This is a genomic window from Kytococcus sedentarius DSM 20547, assembly GCF_000023925.1.
GTDB classification, from domain to species: domain Bacteria; phylum Actinomycetota; class Actinomycetes; order Actinomycetales; family Dermatophilaceae; genus Kytococcus; species Kytococcus sedentarius.
The window spans coordinates 445,979-465,131 of the sequence record NC_013169.1 but is presented as its reverse complement, the minus strand read 5'-3'; the positions used below and the strand labels follow the sequence as shown (position 1 = coordinate 465,131).

Genomic DNA, 19,153 nt, shown 5'->3' with positions numbered 1-19,153 from the left:
CGTGAGGTGAGGCAACCCTCACAACCGCTGCTGTGCGCGTCCGCATCAGTCTCCGCGGCGCGTGTCCGGACCGGCCGCCGCGGTGGTCGGGCCCAGACCTCGCGGCCTCAGATCCAGTCGACGCGCGGCGCAACGGTGGCGTACCCGATGAAGGCCACCAGGTCGATGACCACGTGGGCCACCACCAGCGGCATCACCCGACCGGTCCGCAGGTACCAAGCCCCGAAGACCAAGCCCATCACGACGTTTCCCAAGCCCGCACCGAAGCCTTGGTACAGGTGGTAGACGCCGCGCAGGAGGGCAGCCAGGACGACAGCCGTCCAGGGCAGGACACCCAGCTGACGCGACCGCGTGACGAGGTAGCCGACGACCACGACCTCTTCGAGCACACCGTTCTTCAGCGCAGCGAGGACGAGGAGTCCCAGCGCCCACCACGGACTCGCCTCGCTGGCCGGCGCCACGGTGGAGTTCAGGCCCCAGTGCGTCGCCGCGAGGTAGAGCCCGAGCCCCGGCAGGCCGATGACGGCCGCCAGCAGCAGCCCGCCGGCCAGATCCGGTCCCGGGCGGGTGCGATCGAGACCGACGATCCGGGCCCCCGCGCTGATCGGCCTACGACCCGGACGCCCTCCCGAGGGCACGGCCGCACCACTCTGTGCCGTCGGGTCAGCGGGCGCCACCAGGTGACCGGACGTGGCCGGGGCACGGGATGCCTCCGAGGCATGGGTCGGCACAGGGGCACGGGACGCCGCCGGGCCACGGGGCGGCCACACAGTGCCGAGGAGGAAGAGCGCCAGCACTGCCGGCACCAGGGCGAGGCCCAGGCCCACCACCTCGTAGAGCACCGAGAGCCACGGGCGACTGGGATCGGCCGGGGTGTTCATGTACGTGGTCGCCGCAGCCAGGCCACCAGGACGCGAGAGCAAGTCCACCAGTCGCAGCAACGACCACAGCGCCGAGGCACCCAACGAGAGCCCGAGCACCAGGAGCACCTCGGTACGCAGGGTCCGCCGATCCATGGGGGTGAGCGTACGCACCACCGACCCGTGGTGGGCAGGAGCAGCGCTCGACGCGCAGCCCGTCAGCAAGGGCACCGCTCCGGCGCCACCACGCGGTGCGCTGCACGTCACCCCACAACCGTCCTGAACGCCGCTCTGCCGCTGGGAGAATGGCCCCATGCTGCGTCCCGTCCTCACCTCCGCCCCGCAGGTGGCGGCCCTGTTCGTCATCAACGGGTTCATGATCGGCATCTGGGGTGGTCTGCTCGCGAGCCTGCGGGACCGCATCGGCATCCACGAGGGGGACGTCTCCATCCTGCTGGTCACGGTCGGGTTCTCCGCAGCCGTGACCATGCAGATCTCCGGCCGGCTGGCCGACCGCATCGGAGCCCGACGTCCCACCATCGTCGGCGCCGTCGTCATGATGGTCGCCTTCGCCACCCTCGCCGCCGCCACCTCCTGGCCGATGCTGCTCGTCGCCGCCTGCCTGCTGGGACTGGGCAACGGCGCCATGGACGTCTCCATGAACGCCCTCGCGGTGAACGCCGAGCGCGTGGCTCGCCGCCGCATCATGAGCACCCTCCACGCCTTCTTCTCGATGGGGTCACTCGCCGGCGCCAGCGCCGTCCTGGGTGCCAACACCGTCAGCTCCGGCCCCGGGGGGACGGTCGTGGTGGCGACCCTCGGCGCCATCGTGGTGGTCTCCGCGCTGCTGCTGACCATCAGCCCCCGCACCCCGGACACCCCGATCATCGCCCACCGCGACGAGGCCGGCGGCCGCACGCGCCTGCCCGCGATCACGTGGCTTCTGGCCGCGATGGCGGTGCTGTTCGGCCTCACCGAGGGCACCGGGTGGGACTGGTCGACCATCCACGTCACCGACGTCACCGGCGTCTCCCCCGGTGTGGGTGCCGCCGGCCTGGCGGTCTTCTCGGCCGCGATGGTGGCGCTGCGGCTCAGCGGCGACTGGGTGGTGGACCGCATCGGCGCCCGCCCCGCCCTCGTGGGGGGTGCGCTGCTGGCCGCGGTCGGCTACCTCGTGGCGGCCACCCAGAACTCCCTGCCCGTCGTGCTGGGCGCGTGGGCGCTGGTGGGCATCGGCGTGGCCGTCCTGGCCCCGATGATCTACGGCATGGCCGGACACCTGGGCGGCGGACGCATGCTCGCGGTGGTGGCCGGAGCGGGGTACCTGACCTTCCTGGCCGGTCCCGCACTGATCGGCTGGGCGAGCACCCGCTGGGGCATGGGCCCGGCCATGTTCGTGCCGCTGACCACCGCAGCCTTGGTGGCCGGGCTGGCGGCCATGTTGCCGCGTCGGGCGCGGGAGGCCGCGGTGGCCGACGCCGGAGCCGGCGACTGAGGGATTCGCGGCGGGGCAACGCCCCTAGCACCCCGGGCGGAGCGCCCTCGCAGCGCCTCGGTCAGGTGACTTCCTGCTCGACGACCACCCGCGCGGTCTCCCGCCGACCGATCCACACCAGCACCGAGGCGGCCATGATCACGCCGGTCGCAGCGAAGGCGAAGCCGTAACCGAACTGCTCGGCCAGCATGCCCACGACGATCGGCCCGAGAATCGCCCCGACGTCCTGCGACATCTGGAAACCGGCGAGCACCGTCCCGGCCGAGCGCTCGTTGCCCACCACGTCGGCCACCGCAGCCTGCTGGGCTGGGTTCAGCATGCCCGCCCCCACGCCGGCCACCGCCATCACACCGAGGTACACCCACACGTCGGTGATGAACCCGGAGAAGGCCGTGAACACACCACACACCACCAGCCCGCCGATGATGAGGGGACGCCGCCCGATGCGGTCGCTCAACCGGCCACTGTGGTTCAGCACCAACACGTTGCCCACGGCGAACGCGGCCAGCGCGAAGCCGGCCATCTGCGGCCCGGACTGCAACACCTCCACGACGAACAGCGGCACCAGCGCCACCCGCACCCCGAAGTTCGCCCACCCGTTCGCGAACCCGCTGGTCAGACAGGCCTTGTAGACGGGATCCGCCCAGGCCTCACGCACCAACATCCGGGGCGGTCCGGTTCCCTTGCGGGCGGCGTGCCCCACATCGCGCGGGATGCCGATGGCCACCACCCCGGCGGCGATCAGCAGGGCGACCCCGTAGATCAGGAAGGGCGCCCGCAGGCCCAGCCCGGCCAGCAGCCCGCCGAGGACGGGGCCGAACACGTTGCCCAGCAGGAAGGCCGACCCGTAGGCGGCGGACACGCGACCCCGCTTGGTGGGCGGCGCCATCCGGACCAGCAGCGCCACGGCCGAGACGGTGAACATGGTGGAGCCGATGCCGCCCAGCGAGCGGAAGATCAGCAGCATCCAGTAGTTGGTGGCGAACGCGGCGGCTCCCGTGGACAGCGCGACGATCACCAGCCCGGTCAGGTACACGGGCCGCTCACCCAGGGCCTCGGAGAGCCGCCCCCCGACCGGGGCGAAGAACAGCCGGAAGGCCGCGAAGGTGGAGATGATCGCCGCAGCGGCCGTGGGCCCCACCCCGAAGCTGCGGGCGAACTGCGGCAGGGCCGGGGCCACGATGCCGAATCCCACCGCCACGACGAAGGCGGCGCCGATGAGGATCCAGATCTCCCGGGGGAAGCCCGTTGCCTCGTCAGTCGCCGCCGTCGTCGTCATCAGGGGTCAGCCTAAGCCTGTCCCCGGGTCCGCGCCCCGCCGGTGGGTGAATTGTCACCGGCCGATGGGGCGGACCCTCACCAGCCCCCGCGCGCCACCCTCACCGCGCCGTGGCCGTGGCCGGCTCGGCCGGGATGTGGTGGCCCTCGGCGTCGACCCCGTGGGCCTTCTGGAGCTTGGCACCCTCGACGTCCAGGTCCGGCAGGATCCGGTCCAGCCAGCGCGGGATCCACCAAGCCTTCTCACCGAGCAGGTGCAGCACCGCGGGGGTGAAGGTCATGCGCACCACGAACGCGTCTACGAGCACACCGAGCGCCAGTGCCAGGCCGATCGGGCGGATCATCGTCAGCTCCGCGTGGATGAAGCCCGCGAAGACCGAGACCATGATCAGCGCCGCGGCCGTCACCACGGAGGCACCGGCACCGAAGCCGCGCTGCACCGCCTTGCGGGCGGACGCGCCGTGCGCCCAGGCCTCGCGCATGCCACTGACCAGGAACATCTGGTAGTCCATGGCCAGACCGAAGAGCACGCCGATCACCAGGGTGGGCAGGAAGCTGAGGATGGCGCCCGGCTCGTTCACGCCGAACAGCGACCCGAGCCAACCCCACTGGTACACGGCGACCACGGCACCGAAGGACGCACCGACGCTCAGCAGGAAGCCGGCCGTGGCCACCAGCGGCACCACGATGCTGCGGAAGACCAGCACCAGCAGCAGCAGGGAGAGCCCCACGACCACCGCGAGGTACAGCGGCAGCGTGCTGGCCAGCGCCTCTGAAATGTCGATGTTGGCCACCGTCAGGCCGGTGAAGCCGAGCTCGACGTCCTGTGCCGACTCGATGCCGGGAGCCTTGTCCCGCAGGCGGTGCACCAGGTCGAGGGTCGCCTCGTCACCCGGGGCGGTGCTCGGGGTGATCTGGAAGGCGAGCATGGAGCGGTCCTCGCTCATGCCCGCAGGCACCACGTACTCCACGCCCTCGGTGGCGTGCAGCTCCTGCGCGATGGCGATCTGCCGGTCGGCCGCCTCGCCCTCCGAGAGCCCCTCGGGCGCCTCGGCCATCGCCACCAGCGGCCCGTTGACTCCGTCACCGAAGTGGGTGCGGATGGTGTCGAAGGTCTGGTAGCCCTGAGAGTCCGCAGGTGCGGTGGAGCCGTCGGGCATGCCCAGACGCATGTCCGTCACCGGCCAGGCGAGGGCACCCAGGCCCAGGACGACGGCCAGCACGGTGAGCCACGGGACGCGGGTGACCAGCCGGGCCCAGAACGGGTGGTCCTCGTCGGCGGCCTCGTGCTGCACGGAGGTGCCGCCCCCCGGTTCGGAGGAGGTCCCGGCGTGCTGCGCGGTGGCCGGCGGGTTGAAGAAGGACGTGGCCCCGCCCCGCGGACGGCTGCCGGCCCGGAGCTCCTGCTCCTGCTCGTTCGCCAGCGCACGCCCCTGCGCGCCCGCCTGCTCCTGTTCCAGCGCACGGGCCCGCTTCGCCCGGCCGCCCTTGCCCAGCACGCGGTCGCCCAGGAGGGACAGCAGCGCCGGCGAGAGGGTCCAGGCCACGAGCACCGCGATGAGCACGGTGGCCGCGGCCACCAGACCCATCGTCCCCAGGAAGGGAATGCCGGTCAGCGTCAGCGCCGCCAGGGCGATGAACACCGTGGCGCCGGCGACGCCGACGGCGTTGCCCGCCGTGCCGATCGCCAGGCCGATGGACTCGTGCTTGTCCATGCCCGTCACCATCTGGGTCCGGTGGCGGTGGACGATGAACAGCGTGTAGTCGATGCCGACCGCCAGGCCGAGCATGACGGCAAGCACCGGGGTGATGTCCTGCATGGAGATGAAGGGGGTGAGGGACAGCGCCCCGGCGACACCGACCGCGACGCCCAGCAGCGCGTTCACCAGCGGCAACCCCGCAGCGGTCAACGAGCGAAGCATCACCAGCAGCACGATGGCGGCCACCACCACGCCGATGATCTCGCCCGGGCCGATGATCGAGCTCGTGTCCTGCGACATCTCCTCGGAGAAGGTGGTCGTGATGCCCTGGTCCGACAGCCCCTCGGCCTTGGCCATGACGGCCTCGCGGTCCTCGATCGCGACGTTGTGCATCTCGTCGGCGAAGCGGATCTGCGTGTAGGCAACGCCCCCGCCCTCGGCGACGAAACGCATGCCGTCGGTCAGCTCCTGCTGGGCCTGGCCGCGCTCCAGATCGGCCTCGCCGGAGGTCAACTCCTTCTGGGAGTCCGCGAGCTTCTTCTCGTTGGTGGCGATCTCCTGCTCACCGGCCTCGAGCTTCTCCCGCTCGTTCGACAGGCGCTTGGTCCCGGCCTCGACCTCGGCCTCGGCCTGCTCCAGCTGCTGCTGGCCACGCTGCAACCCGGCCTCGGCCTGCTGCACCCGGGGGTGGTCGGGGCCCAGCTGGGCCCGCAACTGCTCCACCTGCTCGCGCTGCTGCTTCAGCTCGGTTCGACCGGACTGCAGCTCCTGCTTGCCGGCGTCGAGCTCCTTCTGCGCCTGCTCAAGCTGCTCCCGCCCCTGCGCGAGCTCCTTCTTGCCGGACTCGAGCTCCTCGCGGCCGTTCTCCAGCTGGGTGCGCCCCGACTCGAGTTCCTCGCGCGCCTGCTTCAGCTCCTTCGGCGCGTCGTCGATCTCCTTCTGCAGCGCGAACGGGCTCTCCGCGGCGGTCACGCCCTCAGCCGTGGCAAAGTCCTTGACGACCTCGTTGATCGCGGTCCGCTGGTCGGCGGTGAACTCCCCGGACTCGCTCTCGAAGACGACCGTGCCCACGCCGCCTGCCGCATCGGGCACGCCCTCCTTGAGCTGGTCCATGACCTCCTGGAACTCTGTTCCGGGGATGGTGAACTCGGTGCTCAGCGGCTTGGAGAAGGTGGCGGCGGCGCCTCCGAATGAGGCCACCACCATCAACCAGGCGATGATGACCGGCCACACGTGGCGCGAGGCCCAGTGGCCGAGGGCATAAAGACGTTCGGCCATCAGGGCCGTCCTTCCGTCGTGGTGTCAGGGGAATCAGGTGTGTCTGCACTGCCGTACCCGGAGCGCAGGTCGTCCAGGGCGCGCTGCGCGAGCTCGATGAAGGTGCGGCGGGACTCCTCGTCGGCCGTCCCGCCGGTGCGCTCCATCCACGCCTCCGCGGCGGTCTCGATGACGCCCAGGCCGCTGCGGGCCAGTCCCGCCAGGAAGAGCCGGTCGGGCTCTACCCCGACCCTGCGGGAACGCGCTTCCAGGAGCGCGAGGGCGTCCCCCACGGAGTCGGTGACGATCGCCGTCTCCGCCCGCCGCAGGGCCGGACTGTGGACCGCTGCCCGCCGGATGCTGGCGATGCGGTCGAACACCGCGGCATCGAAGACGGTCGGCAGGGCCCGGCGCAGCACGTCGAGCGGGGGGACGGACGCCTCGGAGCGCTCGATCTCCGCGACAAGCGTGTCCATGCTGGCGTGGGCCGGCACGAGGAGCGTCTCCTCAACCGTGCCGAAGTAATTGAACAGGGTGCGGCGGGAGACACCGGCTCGCTCGGCCACGGACTCCGCGGTGAGCTGCTCGATGCCGCGTTCCTCCAGCACCCCGAAGGCAGCGTCCACGAGGGAGGCCCGGGTGCGGTCCTTGTGGGCCTCACGCAGTGACATGCCACCAGCGTAGGGCTCTCCCTGCACAGCGTGCAAGTTTGCGCGGTGTGCACAATGGGTGACCTCGGTCACCCGCCCCGCCCGGGCCCGTCGCACAGTTCGGTGCCACCGCACCCGGCACGCCGATGGCAACTGGGAGCACATGTGGGGCCCGTGCACAATGGCCCCATGTCGAGCACCCTCGCCGAGACGACCGACCGCCCCGCCCCCGACGACGACGGGCAGGGTCGCAAGGGCCTCCTCGGCGTCCCGCAGCTCACCGCCCTGGTGGTGGGCTCCATGGTGGGAGCGGGCATCTTCGCCCTCCCCATGAACATGGCCCAGGCTGCTGCGCCGGGCCCGCTCCTCATCGGCTGGGGGATCACCGGCGTCGGCATGCTCGCCCTCGCGCTGACCTTCACGCTGCTGGCGCGCCTCGCCCCCAACCCCGACGGCGGCGTCTACGGCTACGCCCGCGACGGGTTCGGCCGCTTCCTCGGCTTCTCCTCCGCGTGGGGCTACTGGATCAGCGCCTGGCTGGGCAACCTCAGCTACCTGGTGGTCATCTTCTCCACCCTCGGCCTGTGGTTCCCGATCTTCGGCGAGGGCACCACGTGGGTCTCCATCGCCTGCGCCAGCGTGCTGCTGTGGGCTTACACGTGGCTGCTGATGCGCGGCGTCCGCGAGGCAGCGAGCCTCAACCTGGTCGTCACCCTGGCCAAGATCGTGCCGATCGTCGCCTTCGTGGTGCTCACCGCCATCGCCTTCGATTACGGCGTGTTCACCGCCGACTTCTGGGGCCGCCAGACTACTGGCGCCCCCATCATGGAGCAGGTTCGCGGCATGATGTTGGTGACCGTCTGGGTGTTCCTCGGCATTGAGGGCGCGACGGTCTACTCCGAGCGGGCCAAGGACCGCGCCTCCATCGGGCGGGCCACCGTCATCGGCTTCGTCGGCGTGTTGGCCCTGCTGGTCGCCGTCAACCTGCTGAGTGCCGGCATCATGAGCCAGGCCGAGCTGGCCGAGCTGCAGGACCCGTCCATGGCCGGGGTGCTGCGCGAGGCCGTCGGGCCGTGGGGAGCCGTCCTCATCGGGGTCGGCATGATCGTCTCGGTCGCCGGCGCACTGCTGGCCTGGATGCTGCTGTGCGCGGAGATCCTGTCGGTCACCGCCCGCGACGGCTCGATGCCGAAGGTCCTGGCCACCGAGAACCGGCACGGCACCCCCACCTGGTCGGTGCTGCTCACCAGCATCGTGCTGCAGCTGGCCCTCGTCTACGCCGCGTTCGCGGGCTCGAGCTACTACGACATCATCCTCATGGCCGGCTCCATGATCCTGTTGCCCTACCTGCTGAGCGCCGGCTACGGCGTCGTGCTGGCCGTGCGCAACCGGTCGCTGGGAAAGGCCGGCATCGGCAGCATCGTGCTGACGCTGGTCGCCACCGTCTACGGCCTGTGGCTGATCTACGCCGGCGGGCTGGGCTACCTGCTCATGACCGCCCTGTTCTACGCCCCGGGCGTCCTGGTCTATCTGTGGGCACAGCGGGAGCGCGGCGAGCACGCCATGAAGGCGTGGGAGTGGCTCGTCTGGGCCGTCATGGCCGCAGGCTTCGTGGCTGCCGTGGTCGGCTTCGCGACCGGGTCGCTGACCCTCTGACAGCAGGCGACGGGCGGACTGGCTGAGCGGCGGCCGGGCTGAGCCCACAGGCCGGCTGCCCGGGCACTCGCGGCCCTCAGGCGACCGTGCGCCCCTCGACCACGGCCCGCGCCACCTCGACGAGGCGGACGTTGGTGTTCCGGGACCGGTCGCGCAGCACCCCGAAGGCGGCCTGGTCGTCGATCCCCAGGCGCACCATGAGGATGCCCTTGGCCTGCCCGATGAGGTCGCGGCTGGCGACCGCCTCCCCCATCTGCGACATGTACTGCCGGGCACTGAGCGCCACCGAGGCGTGGACCCCCAGCAGGCGTGCGGTCCGCTCGGCGTCCTCGCCGAAGGCGTGCGGCTCGCGGGCGTAGAAGTTCAGGGCGCCCTGGCCCTCGCCGCCGGAGGTCGGGTCGATCTCGTCGCCCTCGTAGGTCGCCAGCTGGATGGCCATCATCGAGCCCACCCCGTGCTCGGCCGCCCAAGCGCTGAACGCCGGCCACTCCGGGTCCGCCGACGTGTCCTCCAGGTGGGTCACCGAGGCCTCGCGGACCGCCGACACGCACGGCCCCTCCTCGTACTCCTCCTGGAAGCGGTCGACCGCGAAGCAGACGTCGTCGGTGGCTGCCACGGTGGTGATGCGTCCACCCCGCTCCAGCAGGGAGACCGAGACGTCGTCGGCAACCTCGACCAGGTCACCGGCAACCTCGCAGATCAACCGCGCCAGCTCCTCGACCGAGTCGGCCGAGCCGAATCGCCGGGCGCTGCGCGCGAGGCGGACGGCCACGTCATCCGCGGGCAGGTCACAAGGCATGGTTTCCATCGTCCCTCTTCGGTGCAAATCCGTCCACTACAAAGGATCTCGCGGCAGCGGTAGGTGTTTCGGCGTCTCCCCGCGGCCGCGTCGGGGCAGCGTCCGGGCTCATCGGCCCACCTCGTCCGACCTTTCCCGGCCCACGACGCGGCCGGCCTCCATGCGCACCACCGCATCGGCCAAGCGGGCCTCCTCGTGGTCGTGGGTCACGAGCATCGCCGTGGTCCGCGTCTCGTCGATGATGCGGCGCAGGTCGGCGCCCAGCTGGGTCCGCAGGTCCCGGTCCAGGGCGCTGAGGGGCTCGTCCAGCAACAGCAGGCGCGGTGCGGCCGCCAGCCCGCGCGCCAGGGCCACGCGCTGGCGCTGCCCGCCCGACAGGGTCCGCGGGTCGCGCCGCTCGGTCCCGGGCAACCCCACCATCTCGAGCAGCTCGGCGGTCCGGGCGCGCCGCTTCGCGCGGGGCACGCCCCGCAGGCGCAGGGCGTAGGCGACGTTCTGCTCCACCGAGAGGTGGTCGAAGAGCTGGCCGTCCTGGAAGACCAACGCGAAACCCCGTCGGTGCGGGGGGACGTCCGTGACCTCCCGGTCACCGAAGCGGATCTCACCCTCCGTCAGGGTCTCCAGCCCGGCCACCGCGCGCAGCAGGGTGCTCTTGCCGCACCCCGAGGGGCCGAGAACGGCGGTCAGCGTGCCGGTCGGCACGGTGAGCTCCACCGCATCGAGGGCGCGCAGGGTTCCGCGGCGGAGGCGGAAGTCGACCGTGGCCCCGCGCACCTCGAGTCCGGCGTCCGCGCTGGGCGCGTGGGGGCTGGCCGAGGCAGGGCGGGCACCTTGCTGCCCGGCGGGGCGCTGGGTCGGGGTGGACCGCTCAGTCGGGGTGGGACGCTCAGTCACCAACTACCTCCAGTGGTCGGGGCGAGGCGGTCGACCACGGCCATGACGGCCACGGTCACCGCAGCGAGCAGCACACTGGCGGCCAGGGCCATGCCGAAGGTCTCCGCGCCGGGGCGGCCGATCAGCTCGGCGATCACCACCGGCACGGTGGGCGTGTCGGGGCGGGCCAGGAAGCTCGTGGCGCCGAACTCGCCCAACGAGACGGCGAGCGCGAAGCCGGCCGCGGCCGCGGCGGGGCGCGCCGCCAGCCGGGCGTCGATGGTGAGGAACTGCCGCCACGGCGGCGCCCCCAGGGAGGCTGCGGCCTGCCGCTGCCGGTCGTCCACCCCGCCGAGCGCGGGCACGAGGGTGCGCACCACCAGCGGGGTCGCGACCAGGGCCTGCGCCAACGGCACGAGCAGCGGCGAGCCCCGAAGATCCAGCGGCGGGGTGTCCAAGGCGATGAGGAAGCCGAAGCCCACCGTCACCGCCGAGACCCCCAGCGGCAGCATGAACAGCAGGTCCAGGGTGCGGACAGTGCGAGCGGCCCCGGGCGTGCGGCCCGGACGGGTCAGCGCGATCGCGACCAGGGCGCCCAGCACCAGCGCCACCACGGTCGCGTCCACCGCCGTGCGCCACGACTGCTCCAGGGCCTCCAGGACGGTGACCTGCAGCGCCGCGTCCGCCGCGGCCTCCGGGGAGGCCAGGGCGCGGTAGTTGCGCAGGGACCACCGGGCACCGTCCACGGTGGGCACCTGCAGCGAGCGCACCACGAGCGCCACCACCGGTGCGGTGATGAAGGCCAGCACCCCCAGGGCCACCACCACCGCCGGGAGGTCCCCACGCCTCATCGGCCGGGGTCGGGAGGACGCGCCCGTGGCCCGGGCGGAGCCCCGCAGCCGGCCGGCCACCCAGACGAGCAGCCCCACGACCAGCACCTGCAGCACCGAGAGCACCGCGGCGGCGCGCAGGTCCAGGTACTGCGTGGTGAGCAGGTAGATCTCGGTCTCGATGGTGCGGTGCCGCAGACCGCCGAGGGTCAGCACCACCCCGAAGGCCGTGCTGCAGAACAGGAAGACCACCACCGCCGCACTGGTGATCGCCGGCATCAGGCGCGGCAGGGTGATGTCGCGCAGCACCTGCCACGGCGCGGCTCCCAGCGAGGCCGCGGCCTCCTCCGGACGCCGGTCCAGCCCGGCCCACACCCCGCCGACAGTCCGCACGACCACGGCCAGGTTGAAGAACACGAAGGCCGCCCCGATCGCCCACGGCGTGCCGTCCCAGCCGAGGAAGCCCAGCGGCCCCCCGGGCGCCAGCAGGCTGCGGAACATCACGCCGACCACGACGGTGGGCAGCACGAAGGGCATCACCACCCACGAGCGGGCGAGCCCCCGCATCGGGAAGGCCAAGCGGTACAGCACGAACGCGGTGGGCAGGCCCAGCAGGAGGGTCACGACGGTGCCGGCCAATGCCATGCCCACCGTGAACCCCAGCACGCGCAGGGTGCGACCGCGGCCCAGCACCTCCGGCAACGCGGAGAGATCGGGCGAGCCGCCGGGGAAGAGGCCGCGCCCCACCATCGAGCCCACCGGCCAGGCGAAGAACACCGCGAAGAAGACCAGCGGCAGCAACGCCCACACCAGCGGCACCCAGGCGCTGCCGCGGCTCCTCATCGGGCTCCTCTCATCGGGGGCCCCTCGCGGTCCCGCTCACGCGCACCGGATCACTGACCCGCGGCCTCGCTCCAGCGCATCAGCCAGTCCTCGCGGTTCTCCTGGATGCGGGCGGCATCCACCTCGATCGGCTCCTTCGCCGGCGGAGCCCACTGTTCCCAGGCCTCGGGGAGCTCCACGCCCTGGCGCACCGGGTAGACGTACATGGAGTCCGGCAGACCGGCCTGGAACTCCTCGCCCAGCAGGAACTCCACCACCTTCGCCGCGGCCTCGGGCTCGTCGGCGCCCTCGAGCACGCCGGCGTACTCCACCTGCCGGAAGCAGGTGTCCAGCAGCGCGGAGGTGGTGGGCTCGTCGCCGCCCTCGGGGACGGTGATGGGCGGGGACGAGGCGTAACTCAGGACAATCGGACGGTCGCCGTTCCCGCCGCCAGCGGTGAAGTCGACGGTGTAGGCGTCCTCCCACCCGGCGGTCACCTTGACGTCGTTGGCCACCAGGTCCTTCCAGTACTGCTCCCAGCCGTCGTCACCCTTGGCGCCGATGGTGGCGAGCAGGAAGGCCAGGCCCGGGCTGGAGGTGGACGCACCGGGCGTGACGAACAGGCCCTTGTACTCGGGCTTGGTGAGGTCGTCGAGGGTCGCGGGCGGGTTGATGCCCTTCTTCTCGAACCAGGTGTCGTCGATGTTCACGCACACGTCGCCCGCATCCACGGGCGCCAGGCGCGCCCCCGCATCGGCCTCCATCGCGTGGTCGGCGACGCCCTGCGGCAGGTCGAGCCCGTGCTCGGCGACGACGCCCTCGGTCAGCGCGCGGCCACCGAAGGTGTTGTCGATGCCGAACACCGCATCGCCGATGGGGTTGTCCTTGGTGAGGACGAGCTTGTTGGTGAGGCTGCCGGCGTCGCCGGACTTCTGGACCTTCACCGTGATGCCGGTGCGCTGGGTGAACTCCTCCAGCACGCCCTCCGGCGGGTTGAACGAGTCGTGGGTGACCAGTTGGACGGTGCGGCCGTGGAGGTCCTCGCCCTCGGCGGACGCCCCGCCCGATGAGGCGGCGGTGCCGCTGGCCTGGTCGGTGCTGCTCTGGTCGGTGCTGTCCGACGCCTCGGTGGTCCCGCCGGTCTCCTCCGCGGCGTCGTCGGTGCTCAACGAGCACCCCGCCAGGGCGAGCGATGCGGTGACGGCGACGGTGATGGCCAGCGGCCGGGTGGTCTGCGCTGCGTGGCGCACGGTGATCTCCCTTGATCGACTTCCTCCGCCGGTGGTCCCGGCCAGGTTCCAAGGGTCTGCGGCAGTGCCGCACTCTCAGCGCCTCGTGGGCGCTCCCCTGTCGTGGGGTCGAACATACCTCCTCGCTTCGGCGGCTCCCCACCGGGCCGGGTGGGTGCTGGCGGTGCGGCGTGGGCGCAGACCGCCTGGCCGCGGGGCGCCACGACGGCCGGGCGGGCGCGCGCCATGCCAGAGCATCAGAGGGGCGGGCGTGACAGACTCGGGGCCGAGAACCCACTGGGCCTCGCACCACGGTGCAGGCACCCCGCAGGCGAAGGAGTAGTTGCATGAACCTCGCGTACAAGGCGCTCGCGACCGTGCTGCCGATCGTGGCAAGCGTCGTGGCCCGCAAGATCTCCGATGGCACCTGGAAGTTCACCACCGGAAAGTCTGCCCAGAACCCCGACGACCCCGAGGTGGGCTTCAAGGAGGCCGCGGCCTTCGCCATCCTCTCGGGCGCCGTCGTGGGCGTAATGCGCATGCTGGCCAACCGCCAGGCCTCGCACGTCTACATGAAGCAGAACGGCAAGCTGCCCCCGGACCTGCAGAAGAAGCTGGGCCTGACCGACGAGCAGGCCCGCGAGAAGGCCCAGGCCAAGCTCAAGGCCGAGCAGGACAAGAAGGCCGCCAAGCGCTGAGCCCCGGCGCCAGGTCCCGACCTGCGGCCACCGCGGTCGGCATCTCGGAACCTGACACAGCGAACCGGCACCTGACACACCCAACACGGTGTGTCAGGTGCCGGTTTCGTGTGTCAGGTCCGCGACCCGAGCGGCGCCCCCGGTGCCCGCCACCAACCGTCCTCCGGTCACGCGCTGCGCAGGAAGTCCGCCACCCTCGCGATGTACCCCGGCCGGTCGGCGAAGTACGCCCCGCAGTGGTCCACACCGGCCACGACATCCAGCCGCGAGCCCTCCCCCGCCACGGCCGCCAACCGGTGCGCGTGCTCCACCGGGATCACCGAGTCCTGGTCCCCGTGCAGCAACAGCAGCGGCCGCGGGGCGATGTCGGCCACCACCTCGACCGGCTGCACCTCGGCGAATCGGTACCCGTAGCGCAGGCGCGTCGCTTGGTCGACGAGCTGCACCATCGGCACCGGGGGCAGGCGCATCCCGCGCGCCGCAGCCGCGATCACCCCACGCATGTCCGCGAAGGACGAGTCGGCCACCACCCGCCGCACCCGGGGGTCCCGCGCCGCGACCTGCAGGACGACGGCCGCCCCCATCGAGAAGCCGATGAGGTCGACCTCCGCCTCGGGACGCCGCGCGGCCACGTGGTCCAGCGCCACCTCGAGGTCCCGCTGCTCGTAGTGGGCCAGCGACTGCGGCCCGTCGGCGGACTCGCCGTTGCCACGGAAGTCGAAGAGCAGCACCGACCACCCCTCGCGCCACAGCCCGGGCCCGATGCCGAGCATGTCCGCCTTGGACCCACGGTGACCGTGGCAGACCACCGCGACGCGCTCCGATGCGGGCTGGTCCAGCCACCAGCCGGCCAGCCGGGTCCCGTCGGAGGCGGTCAGGGTCACGTCCTCGGACGGCACCTGCACCTCGAAGGGGGTGAACGCGTAGTCCAGCGGTGGGCGCTGCGGGCCGCTGATCTTGCGCGCACCGGCGAGCGCCCCGGCCGTCACCCCCATCGCAGCGGTTCCGGCGAGTGCGATGAGTGAGGTGCGGCGCGGCATGGCCCCAGCGTAGGTGGCGGGCCGGCCGCTGGCGGGCCTTCACCCAGACCACCACCAACTTCGTCGACCCCCCGGAGGACCGACGCATGAACACCCAGGCACCCACCGACCGCCGGACCCGCCGGCCCGTTCCCCCGCACGCCGTGACGTGGGCCATACTGGCCGGTGGCCCACGTCACAGTCGTCATGGAGGACCCATGCCCAGCCCGCAGGACCTGCTGCCGAGCGAAGAGCCGGTGCAGTTCATCGCCCCGGGGGGCGAGCTCACCGCATCGGACCACCCCCGGGGGTACACGCTCCCCGAGCCCGGCCGACTCCTGGCCCTCTACCGGGGCATGGTGCTGGGGCGCCGCTTCGACAAGCAGGCCACCGCACTGACGAAGCAGGGTCGGCTCGCGGTCTACCCGAGCAGCTACGGCCAGGACGCCTGCCAGGTGGCGACCGTCCAGGCGCTGCGCGAGGACGACTGGTTCTTCCCCACCTACCGCGACTCGATGGCGCTGGTCACCCGTGGCATCGACCCGGTGCAGGTGCTCACCCTGCTGAAGGGCGACTGGCACGCCGGGTACGACGTCGCCGCCACCCGCACCGCCCCGCAGTGCACCCCACTGGCCACCCAGCTCATCCACGCCGCCGGCGCCGGCGCGGGCGCCGCCCGCAAGGGGTCCGATGCGGCCGTGCTCGCCTTCATCGGCGACGGCGCCACCTCGGAGGGCGACTTCCACGAGGGGCTGAACTTCGCCGCGGTGTTCAACGCGCCGGTCGTGTTCGTGGTGCAGAACAACACCTACGCCATCTCCGTGCCGCTCTCGAAGCAGACCAAGGCACCGTCGCTGGCCTACAAGGGCATCGGCTACGGCATCCCCTCGGAGCAGGTGGACGGCAACGACGCCGCGGCCGTCGCCGCGGTCATGGACAGTGCCCTGGCCCGCGCCCGCAGCGGGGGCGGGCCCACCCTCGTCGAGCTGCACACCTACCGCCTGGACGCCCACACCAACGCCGATGACGCGACCCGCTACCGCGCGTCCGACGAGGTGGAGGGGTGGCTGACCAAGGACCCGATCGTGCGCCTGGAGCAGTACCTGCTCGCGACCGGGGCCTTGGACGAGGCCCGCATCGAGGAGATCCGCGCCGAGGGCGAGGAGCAGTCCGCCGCCCTGCGCGACCGGATGAACGCCGACGTGGAGCACCAGCCGCTGGACCTGTTCGACCACGTCTTCACCAACCCCACCGCCCAACTCACCGAGCAGCGCGCCCAGGTGGCAGCCGAAATGGCCGCGAGCGCCGAGAACGACCAGGAGGCCGCCCGATGAGCGTGACCATGGCCCAGGCCCTCAACCAGGCCCTGCGCGACGCGATGACCGCCGACGAGAAGGTGCTGGTGTTCGGTGAGGACGTCGGCACCCTGGGCGGCGTCTTCCGCATCACCGACGGCCTCACCGGCGACTTCGGCGAGGACCGCTGCTTCGACACCCCGCTGGCCGAGGCCGGGATCATGGGCTTCGCCATCGGGCTGGCCATGGAGGGCTTCCGCCCCGTGGTGGAGATGCAGTTCGATGCGTTCGGCTACCCCGCCTTCGAGCAGGTCGTCAGCCACGTCGCGAAGATGCGCAACCGCACCCGCGGCTCGGTCTCGCTGCCGATGGTGATCCGCGTGCCCTACGCCGGCGGGATCGGCGGCGTCGAGCACCACTGCGACTCCTCCGAGGGCTACTACGCCCACACCCCGGGTCTGAAGGTCGTCGCCCCGGCCACCCCCGCCGACGCGTACTCGCTGCTGCGCGAGGCGATCGCCGAGGACGACCCGGTGGTCTTCATGGAGCCGAAGGTCTCCTACTGGGCCAAGGAGGAGGTGGAGCTGCCGGTCCAGCGCGAGCCCTTCGGCACCGCGGCCGTGCGCCGCCAGGGGTCCGACGTGACCCTGGTGACCTACGGCCCGCAGCTCAAGACCTGCCTGCAGGCCGCCGAGGCCGCCTCGGAGCTGGGCTACGACGTGGAGGTCGTGGACCTGCGCACCATCGTCCCCTTCGACGATGCGGGCGTCGTCGAGTCCGTGCGCCGCACCGGCCGGTGCGTGGTGGTCTCCGAGGCGCAGGGCTTCGCCGGCGTGGCCGCGGAGGTGGCCGCCCGCGTGCAGGAGCGCTGCTTCCACTCGCTGGCCGCGCCGGTGCTTCGCGTGACCGGGTTCGACATCCCCTTCCCCCCGCCCAAGCTCGAGCACACCCAGCTGCCGAGCGTGGACCGGGTGCTGGACGCCATCGAGCGCCTGCAGTGGGACGACCAGCCCGACCTGACCCACGCCGGCCCGACGGCCGGCGCCGCGACCACCGGGGGTGCCCGATGAGCGAGAACCAGCAGGTGTTCATGCTGCCGGACCTCGGCGAGGGGCTCACCGAGGCCGAGGTGGTCGAGTGGCTCGTCGCCGAGGGGGACGAGGTGGTGATCGACCAGAACGTGGTCACCGTCGAGACCGCCAAGGCCACCGTGGAGGTGCCGATCCCGTTCGCGGGCACCGTCTCGGTGCTGCACGGCCAGGTGGGTGACGTGATGGAGGTCGGCCGCCCGCTGATCTCGGTCGGCGGGGCGTCCGGTGGGGCAGCAGGCTCCGGCGCGGCCTCTGGGGCGGATGGCGGGGCCTCCGGCACCCAGGGCGCGGACGCCGACCCGGGCCACTCCGCATCGGACCCCCGCGCGGAGCACGAGCAGTACCGCCGCGAGGAGCGTGCCGGCGCCGAGGTGCCGCAGGGTGACGGCGAGACCACCGACGAGGGCTCCGGCGCCGTGCTCATCGGCTTCGGCACCGGACACGGGGGCGGCTCCCGCCGCCGTCGGACCCCCCGCGGGGCGGCCCGGAGCACCGGTGCGCCCGCGGGAACGCCGCAGGGCACGTCCGACAGCGCACCCTCGCGCTCCCCCGAGGCCACGTCCCCGCAGGCCGGGGCGAGTGCGACGACGGCCCACGGCACGGGGCAGCCCACCATCGCCCCCCGGGTCATCTCCCCGCTGGTGCGCCGGCTGGCCGCCGAGCGCGGCGTCGACCTGGCGTCGCTCACTCCCTCGCAGTCCGATGGGGTGATCCGTCGCGCCGACGTCGAGGCGGCCTCGCCTTCGACCCCGGGAGCCGGCGAGTCGTCGCAGCAGGGTGCGGACTCCCCCGAGACGGGCACGTCCCGGGCCCACACCGCCACGGGCGCGGGCACGGGCGCGGGCACCGGCGCAGGCGCATCTGGCACATCCGTGGCCGAGCAGCCGCAGCTCACCGACGAGCGCATCCCGCTCACCGGCCTGATGCGGATGATGTCCGAGCGCCTCACCACCTCCCGCAGCGAGATCCCCGACGCCACCACCTGGGTGGACGTCGACGCAACCGAGCTGCTGCGCACCAAGGACGCCCTCAAGGCCGCCCGCCCCGATGCGGGGATCGGCGTGCTCCCGCTCATGGCGCGCATCGTCGTGGCCGGTCTGACCCGCTTCCCGGCCCTCAACGCCGGCATCGAGATGCAGGACGGCACGGCCGTGGCCATCCAGCGCCACGCACGGGTCAACCTGGGTTTCGCGGCGCAGTCCCCGCGCGGCCTGGTGGTGCCGGTGGTCCACGACGCGCAGGACCTCTCCACCGCCGAGCTGGCGCTGGCCCTGCGCGAGCTCACCGCCCTGGCGCGCGACGGGCGCCTCACCCCCGCCCAGCTCACCGGCGGCACGTTCACGCTGAACAACTACGGCGTGTTCGGGGTGGACGGCTCGACGCCGATCATCAACCACCCCGAGGCCGCGATGCTGGGGGTCGGCCGCATCATCGACCGCCCCTGGGCCGTTGACGGGAAGGTGAAGGTCCGCAAGGTGACCCAGCTGGGCCTGACCTTCGACCACCGGGTCTGCGACGGCGGGACCGCCGGCGGGCTGCTGCGTTTCGTCGCCGACTGCGTGGAGAACCCGGCGGTGCTGCTCAGCGAGCTCTGAGCACCC

At 72.3% G+C, this 19,153-nt stretch carries 15 protein-coding genes; 6 read left to right on the top strand and 9 right to left on the bottom strand.

The features are described 5' to 3' along the window. Positions 1–107: 107 nt before the first annotated feature. Positions 108–1,016: a CPBP family intramembrane glutamic endopeptidase gene (locus tag KSED_RS02260; protein ID WP_012801957.1), complete on the bottom strand. Its 909-nt coding sequence runs from the start codon at positions 1,014–1,016 to the stop codon at positions 108–110. Between the two features lie 157 nt (positions 1,017–1,173). Here KSED_RS02260 and KSED_RS02255 point away from each other — a divergent pair, with 157 nt between their 5' ends. After that, entirely contained in the window at positions 1,174–2,355 is a 1,182-nt protein-coding gene (locus KSED_RS02255; RefSeq protein WP_012801956.1) for an MFS transporter, read from the top strand. 61 nt (positions 2,356–2,416) lie between these two features. Here KSED_RS02255 and KSED_RS02250 read toward each other — a convergent pair whose 3' ends face one another. The 3 genes from KSED_RS02250 to KSED_RS02240 form a co-directional block, all read right to left on the bottom strand. Continuing rightward, a complete protein-coding gene (locus KSED_RS02250) occupies positions 2,417–3,634 on the bottom strand; it encodes an MFS transporter (RefSeq protein WP_012801955.1) in 1,218 nt (405 codons plus the stop codon). Positions 3,635–3,734: 100 nt separating this feature from the next. Then, the gene (locus KSED_RS02245) at positions 3,735–6,611 is read right to left on the bottom strand and encodes an MMPL family transporter (RefSeq protein WP_012801954.1); all 2,877 of its coding nucleotides are present in this window, start codon (positions 6,609–6,611) and stop codon (positions 3,735–3,737) included. After that, on the bottom strand, positions 6,611–7,261 hold the full coding sequence (locus KSED_RS02240; protein WP_012801953.1) for a TetR/AcrR family transcriptional regulator: 651 nt from the start codon (positions 7,259–7,261) through the stop codon (positions 6,611–6,613). Before KSED_RS02240 ends, KSED_RS02245 begins: the two co-directional genes overlap by 1 nt. 168 nt (positions 7,262–7,429) lie before the next feature. Here KSED_RS02240 and KSED_RS02235 point away from each other — a divergent pair, with 168 nt between their 5' ends. Next, positions 7,430–8,896: a basic amino acid/polyamine antiporter gene (locus tag KSED_RS02235; protein ID WP_012801952.1), complete on the top strand. Its 1,467-nt coding sequence runs from the start codon at positions 7,430–7,432 to the stop codon at positions 8,894–8,896. A 76-nt stretch (positions 8,897–8,972) separates the two neighbouring features. On the opposite strand, the gene KSED_RS02230 is transcribed toward KSED_RS02235, so the two are convergent. The 4 genes from KSED_RS02230 to KSED_RS02215 all read right to left on the bottom strand — a co-directional run bounded on the left by KSED_RS02230 (position 8,973) and on the right by KSED_RS02215 (position 13,470). Beyond that, on the bottom strand, positions 8,973–9,695 hold the full coding sequence (locus KSED_RS02230; RefSeq protein WP_012801951.1) for a GAF and ANTAR domain-containing protein: 723 nt from the start codon (positions 9,693–9,695) through the stop codon (positions 8,973–8,975). 108 nt (positions 9,696–9,803) lie between these two features. Further along, complete coding sequence (locus KSED_RS02225; protein ID WP_012801950.1) at positions 9,804–10,589, bottom strand: ABC transporter ATP-binding protein; 786 nt, start codon at positions 10,587–10,589, stop codon at positions 9,804–9,806. Further along, entirely contained in the window at positions 10,586–12,241 is a 1,656-nt protein-coding gene (locus KSED_RS02220; protein WP_012801949.1) for an ABC transporter permease, read from the bottom strand. Before KSED_RS02220 ends, KSED_RS02225 begins: the two co-directional genes overlap by 4 nt. Positions 12,242–12,291: 50 nt before the next feature. Next, complete coding sequence (locus tag KSED_RS02215) at positions 12,292–13,470, bottom strand: thiamine ABC transporter substrate-binding protein (RefSeq protein ID WP_012801948.1); 1,179 nt, start codon at positions 13,468–13,470, stop codon at positions 12,292–12,294. 326 nt (positions 13,471–13,796) lie between these two features. Here KSED_RS02215 and KSED_RS02210 point away from each other — a divergent pair, with 326 nt between their 5' ends. After that, positions 13,797–14,147, top strand: a complete 351-nt coding sequence (locus tag KSED_RS02210; protein ID WP_012801947.1) for a DUF4235 domain-containing protein — start codon at positions 13,797–13,799, stop codon at positions 14,145–14,147. 167 nt (positions 14,148–14,314) lie between these two features. On the opposite strand, the gene KSED_RS02205 is transcribed toward KSED_RS02210, so the two are convergent. Beyond that, entirely contained in the window at positions 14,315–15,187 is an 873-nt protein-coding gene (locus KSED_RS02205; protein WP_012801946.1) for an alpha/beta hydrolase, read from the bottom strand. A 197-nt stretch (positions 15,188–15,384) separates the two neighbouring features. On the opposite strand from KSED_RS02205, the gene pdhA reads away from it, so the two are divergent. From pdhA to KSED_RS02190, 3 genes are read left to right on the top strand one after another with little or no spacing between them, the layout of a single operon-like run. Continuing rightward, complete coding sequence (pdhA, locus tag KSED_RS02200; RefSeq protein WP_012801945.1) at positions 15,385–16,500, top strand: pyruvate dehydrogenase (acetyl-transferring) E1 component subunit alpha; 1,116 nt, start codon at positions 15,385–15,387, stop codon at positions 16,498–16,500. Beyond that, entirely contained in the window at positions 16,497–17,531 is a 1,035-nt protein-coding gene (locus KSED_RS02195; RefSeq protein WP_012801944.1) for an alpha-ketoacid dehydrogenase subunit beta, read from the top strand. The genes pdhA and KSED_RS02195 overlap by 4 nt, the downstream gene beginning before the upstream one ends. After that, complete coding sequence (locus KSED_RS02190; protein WP_012801943.1) at positions 17,528–19,147, top strand: dihydrolipoamide acetyltransferase family protein; 1,620 nt, start codon at positions 17,528–17,530, stop codon at positions 19,145–19,147. The genes KSED_RS02195 and KSED_RS02190 overlap by 4 nt, the downstream gene beginning before the upstream one ends. The last annotated feature ends 6 nt before the right edge of the window (positions 19,148–19,153 follow it).

What these genes read in the sequence shown, in the direction of transcription:
- KSED_RS02260 (WP_012801957.1), bottom strand. Translation starts at nt 1,016, where the DNA reads ATGGATCGGCGGACCCTGCGTACCGAGGTGCTCCTGGTGCTCGGGCTC.
- KSED_RS02255 (WP_012801956.1), top strand. Translation starts at nt 1,174, where the DNA reads ATGCTGCGTCCCGTCCTCACCTCCGCCCCGCAGGTGGCGGCCCTGTTC.
- KSED_RS02250 (WP_012801955.1), bottom strand. Translation starts at nt 3,634, where the DNA reads ATGACGACGACGGCGGCGACTGACGAGGCAACGGGCTTCCCCCGGGAG.
- KSED_RS02245 (WP_012801954.1), bottom strand. Translation starts at nt 6,611, where the DNA reads ATGGCCGAACGTCTTTATGCCCTCGGCCACTGGGCCTCGCGCCACGTG.
- KSED_RS02240 (WP_012801953.1), bottom strand. Translation starts at nt 7,261, where the DNA reads ATGTCACTGCGTGAGGCCCACAAGGACCGCACCCGGGCCTCCCTCGTG.
- KSED_RS02235 (WP_012801952.1), top strand. Translation starts at nt 7,430, where the DNA reads ATGTCGAGCACCCTCGCCGAGACGACCGACCGCCCCGCCCCCGACGAC.
- KSED_RS02230 (WP_012801951.1), bottom strand. Translation starts at nt 9,695, where the DNA reads ATGCCTTGTGACCTGCCCGCGGATGACGTGGCCGTCCGCCTCGCGCGC.
- KSED_RS02220 (WP_012801949.1), bottom strand. Translation starts at nt 12,241, where the DNA reads ATGAGGAGCCGCGGCAGCGCCTGGGTGCCGCTGGTGTGGGCGTTGCTG.
- KSED_RS02210 (WP_012801947.1), top strand. Translation starts at nt 13,797, where the DNA reads ATGAACCTCGCGTACAAGGCGCTCGCGACCGTGCTGCCGATCGTGGCA.
- KSED_RS02205 (WP_012801946.1), bottom strand. Translation starts at nt 15,187, where the DNA reads ATGCCGCGCCGCACCTCACTCATCGCACTCGCCGGAACCGCTGCGATG.
- pdhA (WP_012801945.1), top strand. Translation starts at nt 15,385, where the DNA reads ATGCCCAGCCCGCAGGACCTGCTGCCGAGCGAAGAGCCGGTGCAGTTC.
- KSED_RS02195 (WP_012801944.1), top strand. Translation starts at nt 16,497, where the DNA reads ATGAGCGTGACCATGGCCCAGGCCCTCAACCAGGCCCTGCGCGACGCG.
- KSED_RS02190 (WP_012801943.1), top strand. Translation starts at nt 17,528, where the DNA reads ATGAGCGAGAACCAGCAGGTGTTCATGCTGCCGGACCTCGGCGAGGGG.